The sequence below is a fragment of the Burkholderia sp. YIM B11467 genome, from assembly GCF_052952715.1.
Window position 1 is genome coordinate 326,275 of sequence record NZ_JBQVSQ010000005.1, and the last position, 25,680, is coordinate 351,954.

Annotated in this window: 30 protein-coding genes and 1 tRNA gene; 19 read left to right on the forward strand and 12 right to left on the reverse strand. The window is 63.6% G+C overall.

Annotated elements, in window-relative coordinates:
* Positions 1–87: 87 nt before the first annotated feature.
* Together ACTRWB_RS19640 and ACTRWB_RS19645 are read left to right on the forward strand one after the other, a co-directional pair.
* Positions 88–1,509 carry a M20 family metallopeptidase gene (locus ACTRWB_RS19640; protein WP_446902950.1) on the forward strand — a complete coding sequence of 474 codons (1,422 nt, stop codon included), beginning with the start codon at positions 88–90 and terminating at the stop codon, positions 1,507–1,509.
* A 35-nt stretch (positions 1,510–1,544) separates the two neighbouring features.
* Complete coding sequence (locus ACTRWB_RS19645) at positions 1,545–2,831, forward strand: MFS transporter (protein WP_048243839.1); 1,287 nt, start codon at positions 1,545–1,547, stop codon at positions 2,829–2,831.
* Between the two features lie 77 nt (positions 2,832–2,908).
* Here the strand turns inward: ACTRWB_RS19645 and ACTRWB_RS19650 are convergent, their stop codons facing one another.
* Both ACTRWB_RS19650 and ACTRWB_RS19655 read right to left on the reverse strand, forming a co-directional pair.
* Complete coding sequence (locus ACTRWB_RS19650) at positions 2,909–3,961, reverse strand: NADP(H)-dependent aldo-keto reductase (RefSeq protein ID WP_446902951.1); 1,053 nt, start codon at positions 3,959–3,961, stop codon at positions 2,909–2,911.
* 143 nt (positions 3,962–4,104) lie between these two features.
* The gene (locus ACTRWB_RS19655) at positions 4,105–4,542 is read right to left on the reverse strand and encodes a PaaI family thioesterase (RefSeq protein WP_129514482.1); all 438 of its coding nucleotides are present in this window, start codon (positions 4,540–4,542) and stop codon (positions 4,105–4,107) included.
* A gap of 169 nt (positions 4,543–4,711) precedes the next feature.
* Here ACTRWB_RS19655 and ACTRWB_RS19660 point away from each other — a divergent pair, with 169 nt between their 5' ends.
* Both ACTRWB_RS19660 and ACTRWB_RS19665 read left to right on the forward strand, forming a co-directional pair.
* Positions 4,712–5,200: a winged helix-turn-helix transcriptional regulator gene (locus tag ACTRWB_RS19660; RefSeq protein ID WP_193098294.1), complete on the forward strand. Its 489-nt coding sequence runs from the start codon at positions 4,712–4,714 to the stop codon at positions 5,198–5,200.
* 331 nt (positions 5,201–5,531) lie between these two features.
* On the forward strand, positions 5,532–6,155 hold the full coding sequence (locus ACTRWB_RS19665; RefSeq protein ID WP_446902952.1) for a phospholipase D family nuclease: 624 nt from the start codon (positions 5,532–5,534) through the stop codon (positions 6,153–6,155).
* A gap of 148 nt (positions 6,156–6,303) precedes the next feature.
* On the opposite strand, the gene ACTRWB_RS19670 is transcribed toward ACTRWB_RS19665, so the two are convergent.
* The gene (locus ACTRWB_RS19670; protein WP_129514480.1) at positions 6,304–6,531 is read right to left on the reverse strand and encodes a hypothetical protein; all 228 of its coding nucleotides are present in this window, start codon (positions 6,529–6,531) and stop codon (positions 6,304–6,306) included.
* Between the two features lie 262 nt (positions 6,532–6,793).
* Between ACTRWB_RS19670 and ACTRWB_RS19675 the strand changes: the two genes are divergently transcribed.
* Positions 6,794–7,765: a sensor domain-containing diguanylate cyclase gene (locus ACTRWB_RS19675; protein WP_446902953.1), complete on the forward strand. Its 972-nt coding sequence runs from the start codon at positions 6,794–6,796 to the stop codon at positions 7,763–7,765.
* Between the two features lie 66 nt (positions 7,766–7,831).
* Here the strand turns inward: ACTRWB_RS19675 and ACTRWB_RS19680 are convergent, their stop codons facing one another.
* The 5 genes from ACTRWB_RS19680 to ACTRWB_RS19700 all read right to left on the reverse strand — a co-directional run bounded on the left by ACTRWB_RS19680 (position 7,832) and on the right by ACTRWB_RS19700 (position 10,379).
* Positions 7,832–8,305, reverse strand: a complete 474-nt coding sequence (locus ACTRWB_RS19680) for a VOC family protein (RefSeq protein WP_048243853.1) — start codon at positions 8,303–8,305, stop codon at positions 7,832–7,834.
* Between the two features lie 153 nt (positions 8,306–8,458).
* A complete protein-coding gene (locus tag ACTRWB_RS19685) occupies positions 8,459–8,998 on the reverse strand; it encodes an aspartyl-tRNA synthetase (RefSeq protein WP_419687320.1) in 540 nt (179 codons plus the stop codon).
* Between the two features lie 198 nt (positions 8,999–9,196).
* A complete protein-coding gene (locus ACTRWB_RS19690; protein WP_446903116.1) occupies positions 9,197–9,433 on the reverse strand; it encodes a hypothetical protein in 237 nt (78 codons plus the stop codon).
* Positions 9,434–9,638: 205 nt separating this feature from the next.
* A complete protein-coding gene (locus ACTRWB_RS19695) occupies positions 9,639–9,947 on the reverse strand; it encodes a hypothetical protein (RefSeq protein ID WP_048243856.1) in 309 nt (102 codons plus the stop codon).
* A gap of 48 nt (positions 9,948–9,995) precedes the next feature.
* A complete protein-coding gene (locus ACTRWB_RS19700; RefSeq protein ID WP_446902954.1) occupies positions 9,996–10,379 on the reverse strand; it encodes a VOC family protein in 384 nt (127 codons plus the stop codon).
* An 86-nt stretch (positions 10,380–10,465) separates the two neighbouring features.
* Here ACTRWB_RS19700 and ACTRWB_RS19705 point away from each other — a divergent pair, with 86 nt between their 5' ends.
* On the forward strand, positions 10,466–11,209 hold the full coding sequence (locus ACTRWB_RS19705; RefSeq protein ID WP_446902955.1) for a DUF695 domain-containing protein: 744 nt from the start codon (positions 10,466–10,468) through the stop codon (positions 11,207–11,209).
* A gap of 425 nt (positions 11,210–11,634) precedes the next feature.
* Positions 11,635–11,856 (forward strand): hypothetical protein, encoded by a 222-nt coding sequence (locus tag ACTRWB_RS19710; RefSeq protein ID WP_446902956.1) that lies wholly within the window; start codon positions 11,635–11,637, stop codon positions 11,854–11,856.
* A gap of 230 nt (positions 11,857–12,086) precedes the next feature.
* Here the strand turns inward: ACTRWB_RS19710 and ACTRWB_RS19715 are convergent, their stop codons facing one another.
* Positions 12,087–12,482, reverse strand: a complete 396-nt coding sequence (locus ACTRWB_RS19715) for a hypothetical protein (RefSeq protein WP_446902957.1) — start codon at positions 12,480–12,482, stop codon at positions 12,087–12,089.
* A 322-nt stretch (positions 12,483–12,804) separates the two neighbouring features.
* On the opposite strand from ACTRWB_RS19715, the gene ACTRWB_RS19720 reads away from it, so the two are divergent.
* The gene (locus ACTRWB_RS19720; RefSeq protein ID WP_446902958.1) at positions 12,805–13,269 is read left to right on the forward strand and encodes a plasmid fertility inhibition factor family protein; all 465 of its coding nucleotides are present in this window, start codon (positions 12,805–12,807) and stop codon (positions 13,267–13,269) included.
* A gap of 95 nt (positions 13,270–13,364) precedes the next feature.
* Here ACTRWB_RS19720 and ACTRWB_RS19725 read toward each other — a convergent pair whose 3' ends face one another.
* The 3 genes from ACTRWB_RS19725 to ACTRWB_RS19735 form a co-directional block, all read right to left on the reverse strand.
* On the reverse strand, positions 13,365–13,880 hold the full coding sequence (locus ACTRWB_RS19725; protein ID WP_446902959.1) for an N-acetyltransferase family protein: 516 nt from the start codon (positions 13,878–13,880) through the stop codon (positions 13,365–13,367).
* Positions 13,881–14,694: 814 nt separating this feature from the next.
* The gene (locus ACTRWB_RS19730; RefSeq protein ID WP_446902960.1) at positions 14,695–16,326 is read right to left on the reverse strand and encodes a glycosyl hydrolase family 28-related protein; all 1,632 of its coding nucleotides are present in this window, start codon (positions 16,324–16,326) and stop codon (positions 14,695–14,697) included.
* A 469-nt stretch (positions 16,327–16,795) separates the two neighbouring features.
* A tRNA-OTHER gene (locus ACTRWB_RS19735) sits at positions 16,796–16,886 on the reverse strand.
* Positions 16,887–17,028: 142 nt separating this feature from the next.
* Here ACTRWB_RS19735 and ACTRWB_RS19740 point away from each other — a divergent pair.
* The 11 genes from ACTRWB_RS19740 (at position 17,029) to ACTRWB_RS19790 (ending at position 25,228) form a co-directional block, all read left to right on the forward strand.
* Positions 17,029–18,402 (forward strand): tyrosine-type recombinase/integrase, encoded by a 1,374-nt coding sequence (locus tag ACTRWB_RS19740; protein ID WP_446902961.1) that lies wholly within the window; start codon positions 17,029–17,031, stop codon positions 18,400–18,402.
* Between the two features lie 81 nt (positions 18,403–18,483).
* The gene (locus ACTRWB_RS19745) at positions 18,484–18,762 is read left to right on the forward strand and encodes a hypothetical protein (protein ID WP_446902962.1); all 279 of its coding nucleotides are present in this window, start codon (positions 18,484–18,486) and stop codon (positions 18,760–18,762) included.
* Positions 18,763–18,840: 78 nt separating this feature from the next.
* Positions 18,841–19,116: a hypothetical protein gene (locus ACTRWB_RS19750; protein ID WP_446902963.1), complete on the forward strand. Its 276-nt coding sequence runs from the start codon at positions 18,841–18,843 to the stop codon at positions 19,114–19,116.
* Positions 19,109–19,402, forward strand: a complete 294-nt coding sequence (locus tag ACTRWB_RS19755; RefSeq protein ID WP_446902964.1) for a hypothetical protein — start codon at positions 19,109–19,111, stop codon at positions 19,400–19,402. The genes ACTRWB_RS19750 and ACTRWB_RS19755 overlap by 8 nt, the downstream gene beginning before the upstream one ends.
* A 48-nt stretch (positions 19,403–19,450) precedes the next feature.
* Positions 19,451–19,918 carry a hypothetical protein gene (locus ACTRWB_RS19760; protein WP_446902965.1) on the forward strand — a complete coding sequence of 156 codons (468 nt, stop codon included), beginning with the start codon at positions 19,451–19,453 and terminating at the stop codon, positions 19,916–19,918.
* Between the two features lie 160 nt (positions 19,919–20,078).
* The gene (locus ACTRWB_RS19765) at positions 20,079–21,434 is read left to right on the forward strand and encodes a hypothetical protein (RefSeq protein ID WP_446902966.1); all 1,356 of its coding nucleotides are present in this window, start codon (positions 20,079–20,081) and stop codon (positions 21,432–21,434) included.
* Between the two features lie 140 nt (positions 21,435–21,574).
* Complete coding sequence (locus ACTRWB_RS19770; protein WP_333985489.1) at positions 21,575–21,793, forward strand: helix-turn-helix domain-containing protein; 219 nt, start codon at positions 21,575–21,577, stop codon at positions 21,791–21,793.
* Entirely contained in the window at positions 21,793–22,125 is a 333-nt protein-coding gene (locus tag ACTRWB_RS19775) for a hypothetical protein (RefSeq protein WP_446902967.1), read from the forward strand. Before ACTRWB_RS19770 ends, ACTRWB_RS19775 begins: the two co-directional genes overlap by 1 nt.
* Complete coding sequence (locus ACTRWB_RS19780) at positions 22,122–24,101, forward strand: AAA family ATPase (protein ID WP_446902968.1); 1,980 nt, start codon at positions 22,122–22,124, stop codon at positions 24,099–24,101. The genes ACTRWB_RS19775 and ACTRWB_RS19780 overlap by 4 nt, the downstream gene beginning before the upstream one ends.
* A gap of 198 nt (positions 24,102–24,299) precedes the next feature.
* The gene (locus tag ACTRWB_RS19785; protein ID WP_446902969.1) at positions 24,300–24,722 is read left to right on the forward strand and encodes a single-stranded DNA-binding protein; all 423 of its coding nucleotides are present in this window, start codon (positions 24,300–24,302) and stop codon (positions 24,720–24,722) included.
* 14 nt (positions 24,723–24,736) lie between these two features.
* Positions 24,737–25,228, forward strand: coding sequence for a hypothetical protein (locus ACTRWB_RS19790; RefSeq protein ID WP_446902970.1), 492 nt, complete (start codon positions 24,737–24,739; stop codon positions 25,226–25,228).
* Positions 25,229–25,680: the final 452 nt, after the last annotated feature.

Genomic DNA, 25,680 nt, shown 5'->3' on the forward strand with positions numbered 1-25,680 from the left:
CAAAAAAAACGGCTTTCTAGAATCGATCGCACTTCACGCTGCGCACGTGATCCGCATGCGCCGCGAACCCGACCGAGGAGACCCGACTTGAGCCGTACCGCCGCCATCCAGCACGCGCTGAACCAGTTCGAATCCGGTGCGTTCTTCACGACCCTGAGCCGCCGCGTCGGCCTGCGCACCGAAAGCCAGGAAAGCGGCAGCGGTGCCGCGCTGCGCGCGTACCTGACCGACGAGATCGCCCCCGAGGCCGCGCGCCTCGGTTTCAGTTCGCGGATCGTCGACAACCCCGTCGACGGCGGCGGCCCATTCCTGCTCGCGTCGCGCCACGAAGACGATGCGCTGCCGACCGTGCTGATCTACGGCCACGGCGACGTCGTGCGCGGCTACGACGCGCAGTGGCGCGCGCCGCTGTCGCCGTGGACACTGACGGCCGACGGCGACCGCTGGTACGGCCGCGGCAGCGCCGACAACAAGGGCCAGCACACGATCAACCTGGCCGCGCTGGCGAGCGTGCTCGACGCTCGCGGCGGCCGGCTCGGCTTCAACGCGAAGCTGCTGATCGAGATGGGTGAGGAAACCGGGTCGCCGGGCCTCGATGCGCTGTGCCGCCAGGAGCGCGACGCGCTCGCGGCCGACGTGCTGATCGCGTCCGACGGCCCGCGCATCGCCGCCGCGCGCCCGACCGTGTTCCTCGGCTCGCGCGGCTCGGTCAACTTCAAGCTGAGCCTGCGCGCCCGCGACGGCGCGCACCATTCCGGCAACTGGGGCGGCCTGCTGCGCAATCCGGCGATCGTGCTCGCGCATGCGCTCGCGAGCCTCGTCGACGCGCGCGGCGCGATTCGCGTCACGGGGCTGCGCCCGCCGCCGATCCCGGCCGCCGTGCGCGACGCGCTCGCCGACCTGTCCGTCGGCGGCGGCCCCGGCGATCCGGCGCTCGATGCCGGCTGGGGGGAACCCGGCCTGTCCGCGGCCGAGCGCGTGTTCGGCTGGAATACGTTCGAGATTCTCGCGTTCAAGGCCGGCAACCCCGAGCACCCCGTCAATGCGATCCCGCCCGTCGCGTATGCGCATTGCCAGCTGCGCTTCGTCGTCGGCACCGACTGGAAAGCGCTGCAAGCGCACCTGCGCACGCACCTCGATGCGCACGGCTTCGGCGACATCGAGATCGACGTCGAACGCGGCGCACCGGCGACGCGCGTGCCGCCGGACGATCCGTGGGTCCGCTGGGCCGTCGCGTCGCTGGCGCGCACCACCGGCAAGAAGCCCGCGATCCTGCCGAATCTCGGCGGCACGCTGCCGAACGAAGTGTTCGCCGACACGCTCGGGCTGCCGACGCTGTGGGTGCCGCACTCGTACCCGGCGTGCTCGCAGCACGCGCCCGACGAGCACCTGCTCGCGAGCGTCGTCAGCGAGGGGCTGCAGATGATGGCCGGCCTCTTCTGGGATCTCGGCGACGCCGCGCCGCCCGTTCGCCGCGCGGCGCCCGCCGCGGCCGGCGCCACCCTGTAACGCGCTTCGCCCCTTTCACGGGACCTGCACACACGATGAATACGACCACCCTGACCTCGCAGGAAGCCGCCCGCCCCAGCGCCGCGAAGATCCGGCGCATCATCTTCGCGGCGTCGATCGGCAACGCGCTCGAATGGTTCGACCTGATCGTCTACGGCTTCTTCGCGGTGACGATCGCCAAGCTGTTCTTCCCCGCGACGAGCGAAGCAACGTCGCTGATGCTGACGCTCGGTACCTTCGGGCTGTCCTACCTGATCCGGCCGATCGGCGGCTTCGTGCTCGGCGCGTACGCGGATCGCGCGGGCCGCAAGGCGTCGCTGCTGCTGTCGATCGCGATGATGATGGCCGGCACGCTGCTGATCGCGTTGATGCCGACCTACGCATCGATCGGCATCCTCGCACCGCTCGGGATCATGCTATCGCGGCTGATGCAGGGCTTTTCCGCGGGCGGCGAATTCGCAAGCTCGACCGCGTTCCTCGTCGAGCACGCGCCGCAGCGGCGCGGCTTCATGTCGAGCTGGCAGTTCGCGAGCCAGGGCCTCGCGACGCTGCTCGCCTCCGGCTTCGGCGCACTGCTGACCACCACGCTGACACCCGCGCAACTCGAAAGCTGGGGCTGGCGCGTGCCGTTCCTGTTCGGTCTCGCGATCGGCCCGATCGGGCTGTATATCCGCCGCTACGTCGACGAAGGCGTCGAGTTCAAGACGCAGGCGCGCTCCGAAGCGCCCGTGCGCGAGCTGTTCGCGGATCAGAAATTGCGGTTGCTGCTGTCGATCGGCGCACTCGTGATCTCGACCGCGATCAACTACATGGTGCTGTACATGCCGACCTATGCGATCAAGCAGCTCGGGCTGCCCGCGTCGACCGGCTTCGCGGCGACGCTCGCGACCGGCTTCGTGCTGACGCTCGTCACGCCGGTCGTCGGCCATCTGTCCGATCGCACCGGGCGGATCCGCATGATGGTGGTCGCGGCTGTCCTGATGCTCGTCTCCGTGTGGCCGACGTTCGCATGGCTCACGCGCCACGCGTCGTTCGCGACGATGCTCGCCGCACTGATCTGGATCGGCATGCTGAAGGCGATGTACTGCGGCGCGCTGCCGGCGCTGATGGCCGAGCTGTTCCCGCCGCAGACGCGCGCGACGGGGCTCGCGGTCAGCTACAACACGGGCGTCACGCTGTTCGGCGGCTTCGCGCCGTTCGTCATCACCTGGCTGATCAGCACGACCGGCAACCGGCTGTCGCCGGCGCTCTATCTGATGGGCTGCGCGCTGCTGAGCCTCGCCGCGCTGTTTGTCGCGCGCACCCGGCTCAAGATGCGGTAACGAAGCCAGCGACGGCGCCACGATGCGCCGCCGAAGCGGCCCGTCGCGGCATCGTTGCCGCCCGGGCCGCGTGCCGTTTACGGCGCCGGGTTCGGCTGTAGTTCGTGCAGCGCGTCGATCTCGGCGAGGATCTCGTCGGACAGCGTCACGTCGATGCTGCCGATGTTCTCCTTCAACTGCGCGAGCGACGTCGCACCGACCAGGTTGCTGCGCACGAACGGCCGGCTGTTGACGAACGCGAGCGCGAGCTGCGCGGGCGACAGCCCGTGACGCTGCGCGAGCGCGACGTAACGCGACGTCGCGTCGACGGCCTGCGGCTTGCTGTAGCGCTGGAAGCGCTCGAACAGCGTGATGCGCGCGCCGGCCGGACGCGCGCCGTTCTCGTACTTGCCGGACAGCCAGCCGAACGCGAGCGGCGAATACGCGAGCAGGCCGACGCCGTCGCGATGCGTGAATTCCGACAGCCCGTTCTCGAACGTGCGATTCAGCAGGCTGTACGGATTCTGGATGCTCGCGATGCGCGGCAGCCCGAGCTTCTCAGCCGCGCGCAGGAACTGCGCGACGCCCCACGGCGTTTCATTCGACACGCCGATCGCGCGCACCTTGCCGGCTTTCACGAATTCCGCGAGGACGCCGAGGGTTTCCTCGATCGGCACCGTATAGGCGTCGTCGACCCACGGATAGGCCGGGCGGCCGAACGTCGTCGTGCTGCGGTCGGGCCAGTGCAACTGGTAGAGATCGACATAGTCGGTCTGCAGGCGCTTGAGGCTGCCGTCGAGCGCCTCGGTCAGGTTCTTGCGGTCGAACTGGTTGCCCTCGCCGCGGATATGGCGCGGATTGTGCGGCTGCCGCGCCGGCCCCGCGATCTTCGTCGCGAGCACGATGCGGTCGCGCTGCGCGCGATGCTGCGCGAGCCACGTACCGATGTACTGCTCGGTGCGCCCCTGCGTGTCGGGCTTCGGCGGCACCGGATACATCTCCGCGGCATCGATCAGCGTCACGCCCTGCCCGAGCGCGTAGTCGATCTGCTCGTGCGCGTCGCGCTCCGAATTCTGCTCGCCCCACGTCATCGTGCCCAGACCGATCAGGCTGACCTCGATGCCCGAATCGCCGAGTGTGCGGTATTCCATGCTGTTCCTGTCGCGTCGGTGGAAAGCAGAAACGCTATCACATTGAAGCGGCCGCTTCAGACTTGCGCCGCGGACGCTTACAGGCGGCCTTCGCCGCCATGGATGTTCACGCGCCTGCGCGGACGACGGCCCTGGCGCCCTCGTTACTGTGGCCGCTGAATGAAACAGGTCGCCGACGCATGCGCGACGATCTTGTCGTCCGGTGTCTTCAGCGTGCCCTCCGCGACGCCCAGCGAGCGCGACAGGTGGATCACGCGCCCTTCCGCGATCAGGTCGGCGTCGCGCGGCACGGGCCGCAGCATCTTCACATGCAGATCGACCGTGCCGTAACCGACACCCGCGTCGAGCATCGAATGCACCGCGCAACCCGTGACCGAATCGAGCACCGTCGCGGCGAACCCGCCGTGCACGCCGCCAAGCGGATTCAGGTGCCGGCCGTCCGCGCGCGCCGAAAACTTCACATAGCCGAGTTCGACGTCCAGCGGACGCATCGGGATCGTCTCGGAAATCGACGCGAGCGGCGCGTCGCCCGCCACCGCGGCACGCAGCAGATCGAGACCGGACAGGGAAAGCGGATTCATCGGGGTGTCTCCGGGTTGAAAGCGCGTCGCCGCGCGAGTAAGTTCTAAATTGGAACTTATTATTGACAACGATGCCGGCCGTTGTCAACGTAGCCGTGCCCGTTACAACCGAAGGCGGGTTCTATAATCGAACCCGCTATTTCGCTGAACCGCCGCAAGAGACTCGACGATGAAATGGGATGACATCGGTACGCTGAACTGTTCGGTCGCGCGCACGCTCGCCGTGCTCGGCGACCGCTGGACCATGCTGATCCTTCGCAACGCGTTCCTCGGCTGCCGCCGTTTCGACGCGTTCCAGACCCAGCTTGGCGTCACGCGCCATGTGCTGGCCGAACGGCTTGCGCGACTCGTCGACGAAGGCGTGCTGGTCAAGCGTGCGTATCAGGAGCGCCCGCCGCGCTTCGAATACCGGCTGACGGACAAAGGTCTCGACCTCTACCCGGCCCTGCTCGCACTGATGTCGTGGGGCGACCGCTGGAAGGACGACGGCCAGGGGCCGCCGGTGCAATTGCGCCACCGCACATGCGGCCAGCTGATGCATGCGGTCACCGTGTGCTCGGCCTGCGGCGAACCGCTCGACGCACGCGACGTGCTGCCGGAGCCCGGCCCCGGGTGGATCGCATCCGACCAAGCAGGCGCGCCGGCGGTCGAGGATTGACGCATCGCGCGCGCATGATCGACTGACGCCGACGAGTCGTTCTTTGCACGCGCGCTTCCATCACCGGCCGCAACGAGCTCGCTCGACCGCGCTCGCGCATTGCTTGCGCATCGCTATCCCGCAACGGCAAGCGCAATCACACGCCGCCGTCGGCAACATCCGTCGATCAACCTGATCGCATACACGGATACCGCACAACGCAACTTTGCGTCATTGCCACGGCCACCACCGGCCATCGCGCGTGCGAATCCCTTCGCATCCGCACGTGACCGAGCCGCCGCGTCTGCGTTACACTCACGGCCCGCTGTCTCGAAATTGTTCGCTGTCCAAGATGTTGTCGCGCAATCGCCTCGCCGCCGCCTGTCTCGCCGCTTCCCTGCTCGCCACCCCCTTCGCCGCTTTCGGCAAGACGCAAAGTGAATCGCTGCTCCAGCAAGCGATCGACTTCGTGTCGCGATGGCTGCCCGAGCCCACTCACGAAGCACCCGCGACGCAGGTTGTCGAATCGGCGTTCTCGCCCGACGGCGGCGCCGAGGCACTCGTGCTGAAAGCGATCGGCGCTGCGCGCAGCTCGATCCGCGTCGCCGCGTATTCGTTCACGTCGCCGCCCGTCACGCGCGCGCTGCTCGCCGCGAAGCGACGCGGCGTCAATGTCGCCGTGGTCGTCGACGACAAGGGCAACCGCGCAAAGAGCAGCAAGCAGGCGCTGAACCTGCTCGTGAACGCCGGCATCCCGACCCGCACGATCGACGCCTATGCGATCCATCACGACAAGTACCTCGTGATCGACGCCGAGCACGTCGAAACGGGTTCGTTCAACTACAGCGCATCGGCCGCCAGCCGCAATTCCGAAAACGTCGTGGTGGTCTGGAACAATCCGCAACTCGCATCGCGCTACCTCGCGCACTGGCAGAGCCGCTTCGACCAGGGCACGCCGTACCGCTCCAGCTACTGACGCGCGCCGCACTTTCGCGCGGCGCTCGCCGGCTCGCATTCGATCCGCCGCGTTGCCATAGGATCGGCGAGCATCGCGCGACGTTCAATTCGGCCGAATGGCCAGTGCGCCGCCTCACGCATCGAGCGACACGCGCGACAATCCGCGCTCAATGGATTTCAGGCAGCCGCCCGGTTGCGGCACCGGCCTGCGCGGTCGGCGCACAGCGGTTCGCGTGTCCGTCCACGCCGCTTGCCGAAGGCGTCGACAAACCGCGGGCGCCCCCCGGCAGCGCACTGCTCACGCAATCCGTGCCGAATGCCAGCGCGTTCTGCACCATCGGGTAAAGGAGATACAGCGCAAACGCGAGATAACCCGCGTACAGAATTCGAACCATGGTGCGATGGGATGTGATGAACGATTGGACTCGTCCTATTTACGGCACGCCGCCGAGCACCTTGAGGCATCGCGCATTCGATTCCGTATCGGGACGAAACGCAGGCCCATGACGCCCGCTTCTCACCGCATCTGCATCGATCCGGATCAAGCCGAAACCGGTCGCACCGGGCTTCCGGCTTGGCGATGCGCCGAATAATGCGCCATACTGGTCGGCATACGATCCGATGACCGGCTCGCAGCCGGGACAAGAGACAAGGCCCATGCAAATCGCACCGAAACCGGCCAACGAGGCGGCCCGGCTCGATACGCTTCATTCGCTCTCGATCCTCGACACGCCACCCGAAGAGCGTTTCGACCGCCTGACGCGCCTCGCGCGCCGGCTGTTCGACGTACCGATCGCACTCGTCAGCCTCGTCGACGAGAATCGCCAGTGGTTCAAGAGCCATGCGGGAATCGACGTCACGCAGACGTCGCGCGACGTATCGTTCTGCGCCCATGCACTGCTCGCCGGCAATACGATGGTGATCCAGGACGCGCTGAACGACAGCCGCTTCCACGACAACCCGCTCGTCACCGGCGCACCCGGCATCCGCTTCTACGCCGGCCGGCCGCTTGCCGCGCCGAACGGCACACCCATCGGCACGCTGTGCCTGATCGACACGCGGCCGCGCTCGCTCGAGCCCGACGAACTCGCGCTGCTCGGCGATCTCGCCCACATGACCGAACGCGAGATCGCGGCGCTGCATTTCGCGACCACCGACGAGCTTACGCAGCTGACGAACCGGCGCGGCTTCGAGATCCTGGCCCGCCACGTGCTGAGCCTGTGCGATCGCCTGGGCCGCCACGCCACGCTGCTGTTCTTCGACCTGAACGATTTCAAGACGATCAACGACCGCTTCGGCCATGCCGAAGGCGACCGCGCGCTCAAGGCATTCGCCGATACGCTGACGGGCGCGCTGCGCGACGGCGACGTGATCGCACGGCTCGGCGGCGACGAGTTCGTCGTGCTGCTGAGCGCCACCGATCCGGCCGACGCCGTCGAGCCGGTCGAACGCGTGACGCACGCGCTCGCGTTGCGCAACGCGGCCGACGCGCGCGGCTACGCGATCCGGTTCAGCGTCGGGCACGTCGCGTACGATCCCGCGCGCCACCACGCGGTGGCCGACCTGCTCGCATCGGCCGATCACCGGATGTACGAGGACAAGCAGCGCGGCAAGACGGCCGGCACGTGACCGCGGGCGAACCGGGTGCGGGCCTGTGCCGCCACCCTGCCGTTCAACCGCGGCTGCGCGGCTATGTCAGCTTCCGCACGGCGGTGCGCTGGCCATCGCCTCCGCGATCTGCTCGGGCGTCAGGTCGCGCTGATGCGTCGCCAGCGACCAGCGGTGTCCGAACGGATCCTCGACCTGTCCGTAGCGATCGCCCCAGAACATGTCGGCGGCCGGGATCGTGACCGTCGCACCGGCCGCGACGGCCTTCGCGATCGCCGCATCGGTGTCCGGCACGTACAGGTGCAGGCAGACCGACGTGCCTTTCAGCGCCTTCGGCCCGAGCGCGCCGTGCTCGGGCATTTCATCCACCAGCATCAGTGTCGAATCGCCAATCGCGAGGCACGCGTGTGCGAGCCTGCCGTCGGGCATCGCCAGGCGAAACAGTTCGTTCGCACCGAAGGCGCGCTTGTAGAAGTCGATGGCGGCGGCTGCGCCGGCGCAGATCAGGTGCGGCGTCAGCGTGCGCATCCCTTCCGGGATCGGTTTGACGGACGTGGACATGGGTGTCGCTCCTTCAGTCGGTTGTCGTATCGGAAAACGGGACGGACGCGCGATGCGCACGCCTCCGATGCTACGACGGACGAACCCGACGGAAATCGACATGGCCCCCGACATTTTTTTGTTTTTCTGAGGGGTGGGTCGCTCAGGCCGCGCTCACAAGGCGTCGTCGGCCCGCTCTTCCGGCACGCCGAACTGTCGGCGACATGCCTCCAGCAATCCGGCCACCGCATCGAGCGGAAGATCGGCAAACCGGGAGATCGGCAGCATCACGCCGCCCGGCACCTTGGTGCGCGATGAATACGCCGAGAACTGGTAGCCGATGTAGCGATTTCCGGCGACGCTGATGATCCGGAACTCGGTGACGTCGCGCCATGGCGTAACGGGTTTTTCGCGCGCCGAGCCGATCAGCCTGAAACCCGTTTCGTCGACATGCAGCGCCATCTTGCGCCGCGACGAGACGAAGAAGGCGGCACTCGCCAGCGCCAGCAGCACGGCCAGCGCCGCAACCGGCCAGAGCGTCGGGTCCGCTGCATAACCGCAGAGGCTCGCCACGGCCAGCACCGCGCAGACGATTGCCCGTCTTGTCAGGCTCCGGCTATCGACCGCCAGCGTGACCGGCAGCTGGCCGATGACCGTTCCCGCGACGGGATCGACGTGCAAGCCCGAATCGTTTGTTTCGTGTTCGCTGTTCATCGCTCAATCAATTGCATCGACGGCAATCGGCCCATCGAGGTCGAGCGCCCTATCAACACGCCGGGAACGAACCGGAAGACAGGGATCGGCGACGAGCGCCTTGTCGACAAGAATTCGTTGCGGCCGGGAAAGTTCTGCGTCGCCGCGCACTCACACGCTTTCATTCGCAGGGAACGGACACCGTTCGGTCAGCGTCGGTCAATTACACACCTTGACGGTGGCGTTGGTCGTGCATTGACCGACGGCCCAGTGACTCTGCCCCGCCAGATGAGGCGCCAGGCCGATACCGCGGATCGGCACGGCCGGCGACGACGCCGGAACGGCTGCCGACGCGGTCTCGGGCGACGGCAGCGGAGCCGGCTCGGACGCGGTCTGGCAGGCCGAGAGCGCCAGACAAAGCGCGGATACCAACGGGGCGATAAGAAGTCTGGACATGGTCTCGGGCGCGTGTGCGATATTCGCTTCGGGTACTGGCTCGCCGACAGTCGCGCGGCGCATCAAACCGTTCGGCGCAACAGCACGACAGCATGGCGGTTGTCCGATACTACTCCTCGCGATCGGCGTTGTGCGAGCCGGCCTTTCGGCCAGCTGCCGCAATCGATGCGGCGGCACCCGCTACCGCCTGCGCGTGCCGCTCCGGTCAGATTTGCGGAAGATCCCGCAACGTGCGCGACTCGCTCGTTGCATCGATGTCGAGCTCGATGCCTTCCGATGCGTCGCGATACAGCACGCGTTTCAGCCTCGGCCCGATCGCGGTTGCGTCCGACTCCGAGAAAATCGCACGGACATCGTTGCCCGACGCGAGCGCGTGCGCCACTTCCGCCACCGGCGCCTCGCTCGGCTTGGCCGCCCACGACCGGTCGGCCGGATTCACGGCCGCCCAGCGCACGTGCGTCACGCGCGCGCTGAGCGGATCGATTCGGACACCATTCACCGCAAACATCGACATCGGATTCTCCTTCGAAATTTTTGCGGCCCGCCGCACCAACGCGCCGGGTCACGGGCAACCCCAGATCTCGCATACGTTACCCGCGGGGTCTGCCACGGAAATCGCCACCGTGCCGTCGCCGTAGTCCCAGTCGTTCAGGATGCCGACGCGGAGCGATTCAAGTCGTGCAACGGCCTCCGAGACGTGTGGCACTTCGATTGCCAACGCGATTCCATGGCCGGTCGGACGAAACTCCGGATACGGAAACTCGCCACGCCTGCCGGTATGAACGGTCAGCGTCGCGCCCTGAACGACAAAGCGATGCCACGGATTCCCCGCGGCCGACACACCGTCGGAATGCACCGGAAGCGCGAGCGCCAGACGGTAGAAATCAACCACCGCCCGATAGCGATCCTCTTCGACCGGCACCAGAATGCCCAGATTCGCGATCATGTGCGCCTCTTCGGCCAACGCGATTTTCGATGATACATTGGGACGCTTTGCAACCGTCAACAGACAATCGTGTACGGGAGAAACACATGACCGACGCCTGGGGAACCTTCCCTGCCAGAATGGGCGACCATCAGGCTTTCATCAGCTTCAACCACAGCTTTGCGGAGATCGCGGAAGGCGATCCGCGCACGTCGCTGCTCAGCGTGCGCGTCCCCTTTGCGCATCCGACGCCCGAAGGGCTGCCGACCGGCGACGAGTTCGCCGATCTCACGACGATCGAGGACCTGCTGGACGCCACGATCACCGCGAAAGGCGGTGTTCAGGTCGGCCGCATCACTGTCGACGGCAATCGGGATTTCCTTTTCTACGTGCCGTTCGACGAAGAGGCGGCGGCAGAGATCGTCGACTCGCTGGCCGACCAGACGACCTATGCGCTTCAGTACGCCCACCAGGACGATCCGGACAAGGAGGCGTATTGGCAAACCCTCTACCCGACCGACGACGACTGGCAGATCATGCGCGACATGCGCGTGCTGGATGCGCTGCGGCAGAAAGGCGATGCCAGCGACGTGAGCCGGCGCGTGATGCACTGGGCGTATTTCCAGGACCCGAGCGACGCGCACCAGTTCGCGGACTGGGCCGAAGCGAAAGGCTATCCGGTCGAATCGGTCGCCCCGACCGAGGACGGCAAGTCGGCCGTACGGTTTTCGCACGAAGGAACCATGGCGCTGGCCGACATCACGCGCCATACGATCGCGATCAATCGCGAAGTGCGTTCGCTCGGAGGGGAATACGACGGATGGGAAACCAGCGTCGAACAGACTGGCTGAGCGGGTCGACATGCGCGTTGCGCACGACGTGATGCAGCGCATTCGGCGCAAAAAACATCCCGGCAGCGTGGCTGCGCGCCGCCGGGACCAAGGCATCGCCGGCAGAAACCGGCGATGGGCCTGAGGGTTCGCTCAGGCACGAGGAAAGCGATTCGTACGGATCAGGCGAACGGATGCCGGGGCGCGATTACGCAGCCTGCCGAACGCCTGTCCGGTTCCGCCGACGCACCTTCCGGCGTCGGACGGGCAAAAAGCCCCGCTCCTGCGCGAGCGAGCGGGGAAACGGTTGACCGGGCCGGGGAAGAACGGTCAACCTGCCAAATTGTGATCGGGGGCCGCGCAACAGTCTGTGCGGCAACTCACCATTTGGTGACAATCCCGCGGCAACCGGCAGGCTCGCGTGCCGCGCGGCCAGCGTCACCACGATGACGGGCAACAACACCACCGCCCCGCTGGTATGGAGACGCGTCGATCGATTTCCGGAAAGACCATGCAAGCACGGCGCCGAGATGCTCGGGCATGTCGAAAATGTCCTGATATTTCTTGCCGCCCTCGCTGACGAAAAATCGGTCGACAAGCTATTCGTATCCGCCGCCTCTGAACAGCATTGCTGTGCAGCTTGTCAGACCGGCATCGGGAATGAGTGATCGCGCCAGCCGTCAGCAGCGTTCTTCATTTCATATCTGGAGTTCGATCTTGATTTGATTCAAGCGGACGTATTCAGATCCGGGTTCAGTTTCCGGTCAGGCGCGTGTATTGTCAAAGCAGGGATATTCTATTTTTTACCGTGACTCTGGTTTCGTTTTCTTATACGGCATTTCGCGAAGCCGTAATTCACGAGCACGATAACCTGCGTCACGACACCCCGGTTTCGTCATCAAGGCGAACCGCTGGAAAACCAGTCGGCAACCATATCGATCCAGTCGAGATCGCTGACGATTTCAATGACGGTCTCGCCGACGATTTCGGCAGTCGATGAAGTTGCCGCCACCGCGCCCGAAGCCACCACGCTCGCCTTCGCAATCTCCGCTGACGCACCCGACCTCGGATCCGCAAGCCGCTCCAGCCAGTCGACGATATTTGCGCGCGCATCTTCCTCATCGGCGAAGTCGTTTCGTTCGAGGAAGCGATCGAACACGATCCATGCGAGGGTCTTGCTTCGCGCATTGGATTCGAGCTGCCAGTCGACAACACCGGTCCGGCCGGACTCCCTGATTTCGAGCGTCGCGGTGAAACAGTAATCGAGGTATTCGATCTCAAGTTTCGACGCCATGTTTTTCTCCGGTCAATCTGATCTCTCGGTTCTTATGATGATCCGCGCCTGCCCGGCTTCGCGATGCCATGTGAATCTTGCATGAATTTCGTGCGGCGTGTCATTCCCGCCGGCAGTATCGCGATATTCTCGTGACCCATCGATATCGACCACCGACGCATGACCACATCCGCTTTGCCGGTCATGCCACCTTTTGCGCTTTCGCCTCCGGTCCCGCTGCGGGCCGCTCCGTTTTCCTATCCTGGGTATCAATCTGCTCCACTGTTGCAATCGCGCTGCTAAACTCCGGCCACAAAGACCGCTTGCACCACCAGAGGAAACAATGGCACTCGCCCGCGCACAACAGAACGGCGTAGATGTCTGGATTATCCAGCTTCCCGGGCACGTCCCCTATGCCTATGCGCACCTCAAGCGGGTATTCTCGTCCGACGACTCGCGACATCGGGTCGTGACGATCGACCTGAAGAAACTGCTGGCATGTGCCGACCGCGATACCACGGACTACGTGCTGCCGTCAGTTCAGTACTGGGCCCCTGGCAAAGCCGCGGGTATTCGCGAGTTCCTCGATCCGGACCAGGACAGGATTCCGGACATGCCGTTCATCACGTTTCGCGAAACGAGAACGCGAATGCTGCTCGGCATTCCCGGCCTGTCGAAAGTCGGCGTCGCGTCATTCCGCAACGGTCAGCATCGTGCACGCTATCTTGCCTATGCAGGCGCAACGACGCTGCCCGTCGAAGTGCACGAGACGGAAGCCGATTTGCTCGTGCACTATTGCGGCGCGTAACGGCGAAGCAAATTCAGCCTTTACCCGGCGTGACTTCGGCGTGGCCGGGAGTCGCTGCATCGCGGGCGACCGTTCATTCGATTGCGGACGAGCGCCTAGGCCTGTATCGCGTAGATTCGGTCGGTGACCTCCGTCTGGCCGATGCGGCTCGTTTCGACACCCGCCAACTGCCAGCCGTTGTGCTCGTAAAAGCCGATCGCGCGTACGTTGTCCTCGAGTACCTGCAGGTGGACCTTGTCCACACCGAGCGTCCGCGCCCACGCGCGAACGGCTTCGATCATGCGCTTGCCGGTACCGCTGCCGTGATGCGACGGATGAACATGAAGGCAGTCAAGCAGCACGCCGAGCACCGGATCGACCGGGCGTTCGGCACTGACGAAACCAACGGGCTTGCCATCCGACTCGGCGATCCGCACAAGGCCCCACTCCTCTTCGTTGCGATCGAGATATTTCCGCCACCGAACCGCGTGTTCCGTCGGCACCTCGTCGGACAGATAGGCGGCCGGAAGGATATGGCTGTATGCGGTTTGCCAGCTCAGCGTGTGCAGGCGAGCGATGTGGCTTGCGTCGTGCGCTGTCGCGGCTCGAAGCGTGGTCCGGGTTTCCTGCATCGGCGGCAACTCCTTCTGCTTGTTCCATTGATCGGAATGTCTTGTCGCAAAATATACCGTGCTTTGCGGTATGCGAAGGTCGCCACGGGTCCGATGCCTTGGCGTGGCGTGAGTGCGGCGCAGTTGTTGAAGCCGTCGCATCGATACGTCTTCGCCAGACTCCGCGACGGAGTTGCATTCTGGGACGGCTTGTCGTCGGGACATTGGCGCGCAGGCAAAAAAAAATCCCGACACCGTCACTGGTCGTCGGGATCGAACGGCCCTGCAAAGCATGCGGGCACGAGGAAGTCACACATTACACGAATGAAAGACTGTTGCGCGTTGTCGGTTCGCGCCAAGTCCCTGCTCTATTCCGCCAAGTTGCCGGTTTGAAGCCGCCGTAAACGAAAAAAGCCTGCTCGCGCAGTACGCGAGCAGGCAAGAAAACGGATCAGCATTCGAGGCACGAGGGCTGTCCAGGAAAGATAACGGCACGGCGCGTGCGAACCTTAGCCTGAGGCGAGAAAGAAAGCCCCGTTCGCGAACTCGCATGTGCGTTGTCGGCACAACGCGAACGAATGGCGAGCACAACTGGCACATGCCGAGCGGGACAATCCCGATCGTGGAAGCGCGTGTGCACGGCGAGCCCGAGGATCGGACGAAGATGGCAGTCACATGCATGGATCATGGAAAGCGAAGCCACGATGGCATCGATCTTTTCGTCCTGACGCTGAAGGTGCTCTTCGGCGGCGGCCGCGTTCACGTTGACGCGCTGTTCGAGAATCGAGAAGCGGCGGTCCCCCGCGGGCGGCTGTTGTGCGACGCTTTTGAACGGTCAGTACAACGGATACCAGGTCGCATTCACGCCCCGGCAGAGGTACCCGTGTCCTGCCCCTGCAGCGAGCGATGTCGCCGGAGCTGCAACTCTTCCGGATGCGGCAGTGAGCGAGAGTGCGGTAACGGCCTGCGTCGACGAGAACCGTGCGATCGAACCGTCGTAGCTCGACGTGCACGCCGGAAGAGTGATCGTCAGCGCAGCGAGTGTCGCGACCGGGTCGATCAGCGCCGTCTGCGTGCCCGATGCGATCGTCACGACCGCGCCGCTCGCCGGCGCGGAATATGTGTAGGCCTTGTCGATCTGCTGCTGGCTATTCGCGATCGACGTGCCCGAGATCGCGCCGCCAACATTCAGCGGGCCGAGCTTCACGTTGCGCGAGTAGTTCCCGAGCGTGTTCGACGCAACGTATTGCGACAGGCTGTAGATGTTGGTCGTCGGGACAGTCGCGTTCACGCCATAACCACCGTTGTAAGCGATGTGGCGCGTCGAATCGATGGTGATGATCGTGCTCGCGTCGTCGACGCGCATGCCGTCTTTCGTCGCGTTATAGAGCTGGCCCGGCCCGAGCGAGATGCGGCCGTTCGGCCATTTCTGCACGTAGATCTCGATCCCGTTCGGACCGCCTCCAAGCATGCCGGCCGATCCAAACGCGCCGTTCAGGACGATCGGCGCATTCGAGGTCAGTGAGTCGTTGATCCAGACGCCGTATCCGTACGAGCTGTCGGAAATGCTCTGGTCGCTGAAAAAGATCTCGCGGTTCAGGCGCGCGGTCAGCGAATTGTCGATTTGGTAGTTCGTGCCATTACCGTACGCGAGCACCTTGCCGAAATAGACGCCGCCCTGGCCGCCGCCCACGTGGTACCCGATGTTCGAGAAGGTCACGACACCGTCGTCGAGGAAGATGTCGGAGCCCTCGTCGCTGGTCGGCGCCCCGTTCATCATCAAGCCCTGGTTCCGGACCTGAATGTTGAACTTCGAGTACTTGAAAACGTTGACGTTGTCGAGCCAGATGCCGTTGTACAGCTTGCGCGACGGTTGCCCGAAGACGCCCGCGTCGACGTCGAACAGCTCACTGCCGTTCTGCATCCGTTTCAGATGCAGCGCGGCGCCGGCCGTCATCGTGGTGGTCGAGTCGAAGCGCAGTCCCGAGATCGACCAGCCGGTCATCGACGTCGTGCCATCGCCGACGGTCCAGAGGTCCGAGGTCGTATTCGAACCAGTGTACAGCAACACCGTCTGTCGCGCGCCCGCGCCGCGGATCGACACGTTCTGCACGATCGGGAGCGCCTTCGGCGTGCTGAATACGCAGGTGCCCGCCGGGAACACGAGCAGCTCGCCCGCGGTGAGGTTCGTCAGCGCCGCGTTCATCGCAGCGTCGTCGTTCGTCGTGCCGTCGCACTTGCCGCCGAAATCGCGGAAATTAACGACGTCCTGCAGCTTGTCGATGATCGTGCGCGAAACGCTGCCCGGCGCGGCGCTGCGGAACTGCGATACCGACGAGTACATGCTCTTCAGTTGCGCAGCCGTGGGGGCTTCGCCGGGCGCACTCTCTGCGCGTGCAACGAGCGATATCGCCAAGGCGAGTGCAAGCGCCGTGGCGGGTAGCAGCGCGAGTATTCGTTTCTTCATTGCTTCGGGTTCCGTGCGATGAATGGGAAGTCGGCGACAGTCATCGCGACCGCAACCATGTCGGCGAGTTCCTGTTGGTGCGTCAGCGCGGCAAGGATTGACGCCCTTCCATCCTGCCCGACATGCCGGATCTCCGCGACCCTTCGCGACTGAAACGTCCGAATGCCGTTCGTATTTCGGCGCAGTTTCTGAGTGCCCTTCTTGAAACGCCCCGGAATTCGCTTTCGCTGCCCGTGCAACATGCGTCGCCATCGCTACGCGACAGCAATGCCGATGAACGGAATGACAGCTGCTGCCTTTGCACGAAACAATTCGAGCACAGCACAGAGATATTTCCGATGACTTACGCGAAATGAATGAATGGCGAGCAGAACGCTCAGGAGATGGCGAGGCCCGAATCGGCGCTGTTGCCCGAATGGCTCGCACAAAGCAAAACAGGCGCCGAAGCGCCTGTTTTGTTCAAGAATTTTGGGGTGGCTGATGGGACTCGAACCCACGACGACAGGAATCACAATCCTCTCATCCATACATTCCCGGATGTTGACCGAAATTCCAGCCACAACGCAAGCCGTTGTCATCATTGAGTTTCCCCGGAAAATCGGTTACAGAATCCTGTTGACCTCTGTTGATTGATGTGCCAATAATGGGGTTACACGGCAGTTACATGGCTCTCATGTAACCCGAAACCCGGTGGGTGGCGCAGTGGCAAAGGTCAATTTCACGGCAGGTCGCGTCAACGGGCATAGCTGCCCGGCTGGCAAGTCGCAGGCGTTTCTCTGGGACAGCGGCGCGTCCGGCCTCGGCCTCCGTGCTACGGCTGCCGGCTCACTCGCTTACATCTTTCAAGGCAAGCTGAACGGGGCGACCGTGAGGGTCACGATTGGTTCGCCGAAGGACTGGAGCATTGACGCTGCTCGAGACGAAGCGCGCCGCCTGCAACGTCTGATTGACGCCGGCAAAGATCCGCGCGAAGAAGCCGCCGAGCAGCACAAAGCACGCGAAGCGCGTAAAGCTGAGGCGCGCCGCCAAGACGCGACGCTGGCAGACGCCTGGAAGGCGTACATCGACGCACGCCGTTCCAAGTGGAGCGACCTGCACTACCGTGACCATGTAGCACTCGCCAGTGCCGGCGGCCAGCCGAAAAAGCGCGGCAAGGGGCTAACGGAGCCCGGGCCCCTTGCCGCGCTAATGCCGCTGAGGCTTTCGGACCTGAACGCCGAGCGCGTCGGTGACTGGCTGGCCGAGGAAGCTTCTCACCGTCCGGCACGTGTCCGGCTGGCCTTCAATCTGCTGCGCATATTCGCGACGTGGTGCGAATCGCGAGCTGAATATCAAGGCCTCATCGACCAGCAAGCCGTCGCGACCCGCCTTTCTAAAGACGCGCTGCCAAAGCAGGCTGCCAAGACCGATTCCATCCAGCGCGAGCAGCTGGCCGCATGGTTTGATGCCGTGCGCCAGCTCAGCAACCCGGTGATGGAGGCGTATTTGATTGGCTTGTTGCTGACCGGCGCGCGCCGCGAGGAATTGGCCGAATTGCGCTGGGACGACGTGGACTTTCGGTGGCGCAGCCTGCGCTTAAAGGACAAGGTGGAAACCGAGACGGGGCGAGTAATCCCCCTCACGCCCTACCTTGCCGGTGTTCTGATGGAATTGAAGCGTCTCAATGACACGCCGCCGAATGTCCGCCAGATGCGCAGCCTGGAAGCCAAAGGTGAAACTTGGCAGCCGTCAGAGTGGGTATTTTCCAGCAAGACTTCAGGGGATGGCCGGCTCGCCGCGCCGAACAACGCTTTGCATCGCGTCTGCGGGATTGCCGGCATTGCACCCGTGACGTTGCACGGCCTGCGCCGTTCGTTCTCGAGTCTTGCCGAATGGACGGAAGTCCCGTCAGGCATCAAAGCCCAAATCATGGGACACAAGCCGTCTGCCATTGCTGAGCGCCATTACAACGTGCGCCCGCTCGACCTTCTGCGCAAGTGGCACGACAAACTGGAGGCGTGGATCCTCGATGAAGCCGGCGTTGAATTCACGCCGGAACCGGAGAGGCCGGGACTAAAGGCAATTACCGCAGCCTGACGGTATCAGGTAAAGCGGCGGCGCGGGTGCTGGAACACATCGCGCCGCCTGACCACAACCAAGCTGGAAGGAGCTTGAATCATGGCTGAAGTCGATTGTATCGCTCGCAATCAGGCAGCTACCGACGAGGAAGTCTCGCAGGTAGCGAACCGGATTGAACGTTTGCTCCACTCACTCGTGGCAATGCACGACCTTTGCGTCGAAAGAATCAGCAATCCGAGTCCCGACGAAACGTCGTCGTTCGTTCTCTTGCGGGAATTGCTGCGTTCCGCGGCGCGCGATACCGAAAACTGCGCGGAGATTCTCAACGGCGACCCAGGCGGCCTAGGTTATTTCGAAGGCCATTTCGGGCGCATCTAGTAACGAAGAGCGGCGGCCAAGGTGTTGGCGCACCAAGACCGCCTGACCACAGCACGACCTGTAAAGAAGGTTCGTATCATGGCTAACGCCGATTCTACCGAACGCGTTCTCATAGACGGATTTGTACCTGTGTCCGTCGACGACATCGAATACACCGCAAACATCACCTACGAGCAGGCCGAGGCGATGAGGGCAATCTTTCGCAGCATTTCCCGGCTGACGGATGACCGCGAAATCAAAGCTCTTTGTGAGCACGGTGCTCTGCAAGCAGACCTACAGGCGAACGACATCGACGGAATTCGTGAAAGAGCAGCAAAGGCAGGTTTCGACGCGCGCGGGGTTCGTCATGGCTAACAGCAATTCTACCGAGCTTGTCGCCACCGCTACACGAAGCGTGAACGATGCAGTCAGCAGCCTGCACACCTTATGGACCATAGTCGAAAAGTCGCTCGACAACGGAACGGACTGGGCTACTTGCGAAATGATTCATCAGTTGCTGCCGCTAATTGGTGGCAAGCTGGACGCAGCATTGGGAGCAATGGGCGGCAGCCCGTGCGGCTTGTTTGATGACGTGCTGGACAAACGCGGCATCAAAATCACGGCCCCCTCAACGGTGCGTACTGACGCCTTCCAACAATAACCCGTTACCTCGGCGCGATTGAGCGCCGTTTTTATTGAGGAGCCGGTTATGAGGCTCGAACAATACGAAATTCGCGACCGTGCATATGGTGTTTGGCACCGTGCACCGTCGATTAGCCGATATTTGCAGGCGGCTCAAGCTGAATCGCTCACAATGGTTGACCTCGATTCGGTGCTGTTCACGGAATACGACAACGGCGCCAAGGTTCCTTTGGCTCTCGTTGAAGTGGCTCGCGACATCGGCCAAGAGAAGCCAGCCGGCGTGATACAACATCTGGCGCAGCTTGCCGATGTGCCCGCCTATGTCGCGCTATACACACCATCCGATGCAGCGAATCCAGCCAACCCCAATTGGTCGGACATCATGGCTTTCCGCGTGAAGCGCTTGTGGCCCCGCCCCGAACCAGGCTGGCGCGTCCTCTCCCCGGCGCAATGGGCACGAGCGCTGGTGCAGATCCGCGGATGGCAGATGCGACGATTCGAAGTGCAAGCTGCGGCGAACGACGACCGTTATTGATGGCGCGTTAGCTGTAGCATCGTGGCTTGCTCCTGCCTAGCTCGACGGGGCGAAGAGCCGGATACCTTCACCGGCCTGGCAGGGGCTCCCAAATTGAAGGTTCGCACGTGAAGGTGTGCGGATGACAACGCCGAACTGGACTCACTGGGGGAGCCGGAACATGCAGTTCTGGACGCCCGAGCAAGCAATCTCCCTCTCGCTCCATATCGACCCTGACCAGCCAGTTCCAAAACACTTGCGCACGTCCTTCGCGGAGCGCCTGCGTGAGCTACAAGGCGCTATCGAGGAAAGAAACCCGCATCTCACGGTACGGCTCGGGAAGGTCGAGCGAAGCACCTTCGTTTTCTGGGCGAGCCAGTGCGAAGACCACGAAGATTGGAAAATACCGCGAGAATCACCCCTATACAAAATTGCGGTCGACGAACCGATTCCGGAGCAAGGCACACAAAATGCCGCCGAAATCCACGAGAACCGCTATCGGGCGGTCGGCGAGTATGCGCAAAGCGCGTCATTCGACGTGGCTGAATTGGATGCGTGGGCCGTGGCGAACCGAATCCCGGGCTCGTTTAGTACGCTGCTGACGCCGGACAGCGTAGGCGCGGATCTTCCTTCCGCACGCCGCTTTCAGCCCTGCTCATCCCTCTTGGTACTAATTGCATCGGCATTCGTGCCGGCAGACATGGAGCCGCATGAAGCGCAGGCGCAATTGCTGGCGGCCGGCGATACCGGCGAATACCCAAACGCGGTCAGCCGACTTCTCGACCTCGTCATGGGGCGTTACGAGCGCATGCTACTAAGCGCGGTCTTCGATGGTGAACTCGACCTGTACGACACGTTGACAGGTACAAAGATTGACGTGCATGCAGCCCGACTGGGCTACAAGGCGAATCCAGACGCCTATCTGCAAGCCGCAGATGAGCGTGTCATGGCTGCCCACGTTTACAGGATGGCCGAGCTCGTCAATAACAATGAGGAATTCATCGACTGGGATTACTGGGCCGGCAAGATGCCACGGTGGACAGCTAACCAGGCAGTACGTCTGATGGCAGCGCTCGACCCGGCGAAGCATACCGATTTGTCGTTTAAGCGGAATGAGACTGCGGGCGCTGCGAAGGAACAAGCTAAGCGCCTGGAAACGCTGGCTGCCTCGCATGAAATTACGGATGAGTCGCCGAGCAACTGGCTGAAATGGGCGGATAGCCTCCGCGAGCCGGTGCATGAGGGATGCCGTAATGCCGTATTCACGTCGGCTATCCCTGTCGCCTGGGCTGCCGGGCTTCCAGCAGAAACACCCGAACAACGTCAAAGGCGCCGGTTAGCCCGCTTCCGAGAATTGGGCGGGGATATTCGGAAGGCTGGCGGCGGCCAATGGCAACTGACGGGCACGCGCGGCGTGCTTGCAGCGTTGGCGCGTGAGGAAAAAAGCGCGGGACGTGCGCGCCACGACGCCAGCGACATACGCAAAGAACTCGAGAGGGCCGCTGCGGCTGAAAATCGGGAGCAAATCGGGAGTTGATTCGGGAGGCTCCCGAAATACGAATCTATCAATGCCGAAGCATAAAGCCGAACACGGCGGAACCTTGGGCGTTGAAACGAATTCGGCACGTTGTCAACGTCTCAAGGCCAGCCGCGCGAGGCTAGCAATTGGACGTTGATATGACCACCATCCATAGCACTCCCACCAGCCTCACCGCGCGCCATATCGAGGCAGTTCTGCCGACCGACGAAGCAGCCGCGGCGCTTAATCGCAAGCCACAGACCCTTCGCAAGTGGGCCTGCCTCGAAAATGGCCCACTCCGCCCCGTCCGTATCAACGGGCGCCTCGCTTGGCGTGTCTCAGACATCCAAGCATTGCTGAGCGGCGAGGTGGCGTAATGGAAAAGAAAAACGGCCGCCAACCGAAGCCGACGACCGCCAATACGCAGCGCGACTTTACCGGAACATCAAATCCACGTCACCTTCGGGTGCTGAACGCAGCACTGCACCGACCAATGTCGCGCGAAGAGGTCGACCGTGTGGCAGGCGCGTCAAACGGACCTGACTTGATTTTCGACCTGCGTGATAAGGGGCTGGATTTCCCCTGCCATCGCGTTCCGTGTTTCGACCGCGACGGCCTCGAGGTCAAGCGCGGTATCTACGCCCTTAGCGCACTTGACCGACGCAAAATCGCTCGGTGGCTCGCCCGCCGGGACAAGGGGGCAGCATGATGAATGGTCACGACGCCGCGCGCGCACGTGACGCCCTGTTCTCGCTCGATGCCGGGTGCCCGCGCAGTGAGTGGGTGAGTGCCGGCATGGCAGCGAAGGCAGCCGGCCTGTCCGAGGCTGATTTCCTCGAATGGTCGGCGACCGGTGCCAATTTCGGTGGAGAACGTGACGCCAAGTCCGCATGGAAGAGCTTTAACGAGGATGGCGGCATTGGCCCAGGCACGCTATTCAGGATGGCGATGGATGCCGGCTGGCGTGATACGCACCCGCGCAACGTCACGCCGGCGGCGCGCGTACCGGTCGCGAAGCCGACGAACGTCGACACTCCCCGGAAGCCGCGCACCGACCTGGCCGCGACGTTCGACAGCTATCCGCGCGCAAGCGCCGAACATCCCTACATCGTTGCGAAACGCGGCACGCCGGACGGCCTGCGTGTAGTGCCGAAAGATGACACGCTCGCCATCGGCGGGCAGCGCGTCGCCGGCTGGCTGGCGATACCGGTTCGCTCGTTCGACGGCATGCTCTGCACGGTCCAGTTCGTTCCACCCCCGGGTGCCGGGAAGAAGCTCAACGCACCAGGCGCGTCGTTCAACGATGGCTTGTTCATGGTCGGCGACATCACACCGGATGGAACGCTATACGTGTGCGAGGGCATCGGGCAGGCGTGGGCGTGCGCCAAGGCGGACTATCACGCCGCCGCTGCGGTCACGTTCGGCTCTGGCCGCACTCGCTCCATCGCGAAGGTGCTGCGCAAGCGGTTTCCGGCGGCGCGCATCGTCATCGTGCCGGACCGCGGCAAAGAGGCAGACGCCGAAGCTATCGCCCGCGAGCTTACCGGCGCGTGGGTCGAATTGCCCTCCGACAAGCCGGCGAACTATGACGCGAACGACTACGAGGCCCAGCACGGCATCGACGCACTGGCGGATCTTCTCCGAGCCGCCAAGACACCGCCGATGCGGTATCGGCTCCAATCGGCCGATGACCTGCTCACCGCGCCGCCGCTTCGCTGGATGCTTCAGGGCGTATTGCCCGCCTCCGGGTTCGCTGCCGTGTACGGGCCCTCTGGCTCCGGCAAATCATTCCTAGTGCTCGACCTCTGCACCGCCATCGCAACGGGCGCCGAATGGTTCGGGCGGCGTGCACATGCGGGTCCCGTGACCTACGTATGTCTCGAGGGCGAGGCAGGCTTAAGCAAGCGGGCACACGCATGGAACGCGCATCGCGGAATGCCGCTGCCGGACCGCTTGCACTTCGTCACCCAGCCGCTCGACTTGCGCCAGCCTGAAGACGTTGCCGACCTATGCGCGGCTATCTTGGCCGTCGGCGGCCGCAATGGATTGCTGGTCATTGACACGCTGAATCGTGCGGCCCCTGGCACGGACGAGAATTCGAGTGTCGACATGGGACACCTCATCGAAGCGTGCAAGGAAGCGCAGCGTCGGCTTTGCGGCGTGGTACTGCTCGTCCATCACACCGGCAAGGATGGCACGAAGGGGCTCCGCGGCCATAGCAGTCTGTACGCCGCTCTCGACGCCGCTATCGAGGTTTCACGCAATGACGGGCGCCGGGAATGGAGCGTCGCCAAGAGCAAGGACGACGCCGACGGTGGGCGCAATGCGTTCGCTCTACGCGTGGTCGAACTGGGTCACGACGAGCACGGCGAACCGGTTACCTCGTGCGTTGTCGAGCCCGACGAGAGCGCCAAGGAAGTGGCGCGAGTGAAGCTACCGCAGGGCGGCAACCAGCGCATCGCGTTAGACGCCCTCGCCGAACCGCTGCGCCAGTCCCAGGACTTCGGTAAAGGCGATGCGCCGCCGACCCATCCTTGTATCGAACTCGAGGCTGCTGTCCGCCTGGTGGCATCGAGCCTGACATGCGAGTCACGAAAGCGAAACGAGCGTGCCAGGGCGGCCGTGACCGGCCTTGTAGCGAACGGAATCTATGGTTCCAAGGACGGCTGGCTATGGCGCAAATGACCCACCTTCCCGCCCTTCCCGGAGTCCGTCCCGTTCCCGCCCGTATCTATATATACGGAGCGGGAAAAAACGGGACCCAGAAACTCCCGAAACGGGACAAAACGGGACATTTCGGGAATCAGAACCGCGAAGGATCCGCGCTAGCGTGGACGTGTATTGGCAACTCGGGCGGCGATAGCTGCCTACTGGAGGTGAAAGATGATTGATGGTCTGGTGAGCGGGAAGCTTCATGGGACAGCGGCAAGCCGAACGGGTCAGAGCGGCACGCAGTTTGTGACCGCCAAAGTGCGCGCCGCCGCGGGCGACGGCGAAGCGCTGTTCGTGAACGTGATTGCGTTCGCGGATGATGCGCAATCTGCCCTACTGGCGCTCAATGACGGCGATTCCGTGGCACTGGCGGGCACGCTGACGCCAAAGGTATGGACGGACAAGCGCGGTGACGCAAAGCCGGCGCTTGACATGGTGGCGCACGCGGTGCTGACCACATATCACGTGAAGCGCAAGCGCGCCGCCATGCAGGGCGAAGGTAAAGGTCCGGGGCGTACTGGCAGCCGGCCGGCGGATGGCAGCAGCCGGACGGCACGCGAATCCGAGCTGCCAGACGACGCAATCGACTTTTAACGGAGGTAAGTGAAATGGCAATCTTTGGCTTTGGAAACGACCCGACCGCTGGTCCCGGCGTTAGCGGGCTCAACGGCTTCTTCAACGGCCCCGCTGCCTATGGCGATACGGGTCTGACGGGAACCGTTACAGCGAACGGCTCAGGGCTCAACACGGGGATGAGCGGCAATCTCGGCGGCGCATTCGGTTTTGCGCCTACGGGGCTGTTCAGCGGCTTCCTACCGGGTGGCGGGATGAGCGCAACACAGAGCGGTGCGCTCGGCGGCGGACTCTCGGGTGCTGTAAATGGCGCTGCTCCGATTGGCGGCGCAACGATGGGCGGCTTCAATCCGGCGCCCTGGATGCTGGGTGCAGCCGGTCTAGCCGGTCTCGGCCTGTTAGCGGCGAGGGGAAATCAGCAGGGCACGATGGGCGGCGACCCAGTAGCGCATTTCGCCTACGGCAATCCGTCGGTGAAGTTCGCGCCGCCGCCCACCCAACTCCCTTACATGCACATCGGAGGGTGAGTTGCGCCACTAAAATAGGGAGAAATAGTGGTCGCGCTGCCTGAGAACAGGCAAAAAACAGGCAGCGCCCTGACTGCTTCAACAGGCGAAAACAGGCGGCGCGTTTGGCTGGTAACAGCCAAAAAACAGCCAAACAGCGGATGCTTTGAAATCAATCAGAGAAATTCAAACGCCGGACAGAGTCAGCCTGCGAAAAGCTATTGGCGTCAATTGGTTGGCACGACAGAACGGAATCATTCTCGGACAGATACGCGCGCGCGAGGGGCGAATTTTCCGAGTCCATAAAAAGGCCACGAGTTCTCGGACCAATACGCGCGTGCGTGCGCGAGGCGCATGGCCACGGTAAGTTATCGGTAAAAAACCGGTCGATACCGTGGGAGCGCCAATTAGTATTGGCCGGAATTGGCACCGAAGTTACGGCCCGATACGGGAAGCTACCCGCCTTTACCCGA

What these genes read in the sequence shown, in the direction of transcription:
- ACTRWB_RS19770 (WP_333985489.1), top strand. Translation starts at nt 21,575, where the DNA reads ATGACCACCATCCATAGCACTCCCACCAGCCTCACCGCGCGCCATATC.
- ACTRWB_RS19685 (WP_419687320.1), bottom strand. Translation starts at nt 8,998, where the DNA reads ATGAACAGCGAACACGAAACAAACGATTCGGGCTTGCACGTCGATCCC.
- ACTRWB_RS19725 (WP_446902959.1), bottom strand. Translation starts at nt 13,880, where the DNA reads ATGCAGGAAACCCGGACCACGCTTCGAGCCGCGACAGCGCACGACGCA.
- ACTRWB_RS19790 (WP_446902970.1), top strand. Translation starts at nt 24,737, where the DNA reads ATGGCAATCTTTGGCTTTGGAAACGACCCGACCGCTGGTCCCGGCGTT.
- ACTRWB_RS19785 (WP_446902969.1), top strand. Translation starts at nt 24,300, where the DNA reads ATGATTGATGGTCTGGTGAGCGGGAAGCTTCATGGGACAGCGGCAAGC.
- ACTRWB_RS19745 (WP_446902962.1), top strand. Translation starts at nt 18,484, where the DNA reads ATGGCTGAAGTCGATTGTATCGCTCGCAATCAGGCAGCTACCGACGAG.
- ACTRWB_RS19710 (WP_446902956.1), top strand. Translation starts at nt 11,635, where the DNA reads ATGACGGGCAACAACACCACCGCCCCGCTGGTATGGAGACGCGTCGAT.
- ACTRWB_RS19775 (WP_446902967.1), top strand. Translation starts at nt 21,793, where the DNA reads ATGGAAAAGAAAAACGGCCGCCAACCGAAGCCGACGACCGCCAATACG.
- ACTRWB_RS19750 (WP_446902963.1), top strand. Translation starts at nt 18,841, where the DNA reads ATGGCTAACGCCGATTCTACCGAACGCGTTCTCATAGACGGATTTGTA.
- ACTRWB_RS19730 (WP_446902960.1), bottom strand. Translation starts at nt 16,326, where the DNA reads ATGAAGAAACGAATACTCGCGCTGCTACCCGCCACGGCGCTTGCACTC.
- ACTRWB_RS19690 (WP_446903116.1), bottom strand. Translation starts at nt 9,433, where the DNA reads ATGTCCAGACTTCTTATCGCCCCGTTGGTATCCGCGCTTTGTCTGGCG.
- ACTRWB_RS19695 (WP_048243856.1), bottom strand. Translation starts at nt 9,947, where the DNA reads ATGTCGATGTTTGCGGTGAATGGTGTCCGAATCGATCCGCTCAGCGCG.
- ACTRWB_RS19700 (WP_446902954.1), bottom strand. Translation starts at nt 10,379, where the DNA reads ATGATCGCGAATCTGGGCATTCTGGTGCCGGTCGAAGAGGATCGCTAT.
- ACTRWB_RS19665 (WP_446902952.1), top strand. Translation starts at nt 5,532, where the DNA reads ATGTTGTCGCGCAATCGCCTCGCCGCCGCCTGTCTCGCCGCTTCCCTG.
- ACTRWB_RS19780 (WP_446902968.1), top strand. Translation starts at nt 22,122, where the DNA reads ATGATGAATGGTCACGACGCCGCGCGCGCACGTGACGCCCTGTTCTCG.
- ACTRWB_RS19720 (WP_446902958.1), top strand. Translation starts at nt 12,805, where the DNA reads ATGGCACTCGCCCGCGCACAACAGAACGGCGTAGATGTCTGGATTATC.
- ACTRWB_RS19670 (WP_129514480.1), bottom strand. Translation starts at nt 6,531, where the DNA reads ATGGTTCGAATTCTGTACGCGGGTTATCTCGCGTTTGCGCTGTATCTC.
- ACTRWB_RS19755 (WP_446902964.1), top strand. Translation starts at nt 19,109, where the DNA reads ATGGCTAACAGCAATTCTACCGAGCTTGTCGCCACCGCTACACGAAGC.
- ACTRWB_RS19645 (WP_048243839.1), top strand. Translation starts at nt 1,545, where the DNA reads ATGAATACGACCACCCTGACCTCGCAGGAAGCCGCCCGCCCCAGCGCC.
- ACTRWB_RS19675 (WP_446902953.1), top strand. Translation starts at nt 6,794, where the DNA reads ATGCAAATCGCACCGAAACCGGCCAACGAGGCGGCCCGGCTCGATACG.
- ACTRWB_RS19680 (WP_048243853.1), bottom strand. Translation starts at nt 8,305, where the DNA reads ATGTCCACGTCCGTCAAACCGATCCCGGAAGGGATGCGCACGCTGACG.
- ACTRWB_RS19715 (WP_446902957.1), bottom strand. Translation starts at nt 12,482, where the DNA reads ATGGCGTCGAAACTTGAGATCGAATACCTCGATTACTGTTTCACCGCG.
- ACTRWB_RS19760 (WP_446902965.1), top strand. Translation starts at nt 19,451, where the DNA reads ATGAGGCTCGAACAATACGAAATTCGCGACCGTGCATATGGTGTTTGG.
- ACTRWB_RS19705 (WP_446902955.1), top strand. Translation starts at nt 10,466, where the DNA reads ATGACCGACGCCTGGGGAACCTTCCCTGCCAGAATGGGCGACCATCAG.
- ACTRWB_RS19655 (WP_129514482.1), bottom strand. Translation starts at nt 4,542, where the DNA reads ATGAATCCGCTTTCCCTGTCCGGTCTCGATCTGCTGCGTGCCGCGGTG.
- ACTRWB_RS19660 (WP_193098294.1), top strand. Translation starts at nt 4,712, where the DNA reads ATGAAATGGGATGACATCGGTACGCTGAACTGTTCGGTCGCGCGCACG.
- ACTRWB_RS19765 (WP_446902966.1), top strand. Translation starts at nt 20,079, where the DNA reads ATGCAGTTCTGGACGCCCGAGCAAGCAATCTCCCTCTCGCTCCATATC.
- ACTRWB_RS19650 (WP_446902951.1), bottom strand. Translation starts at nt 3,961, where the DNA reads ATGGAATACCGCACACTCGGCGATTCGGGCATCGAGGTCAGCCTGATC.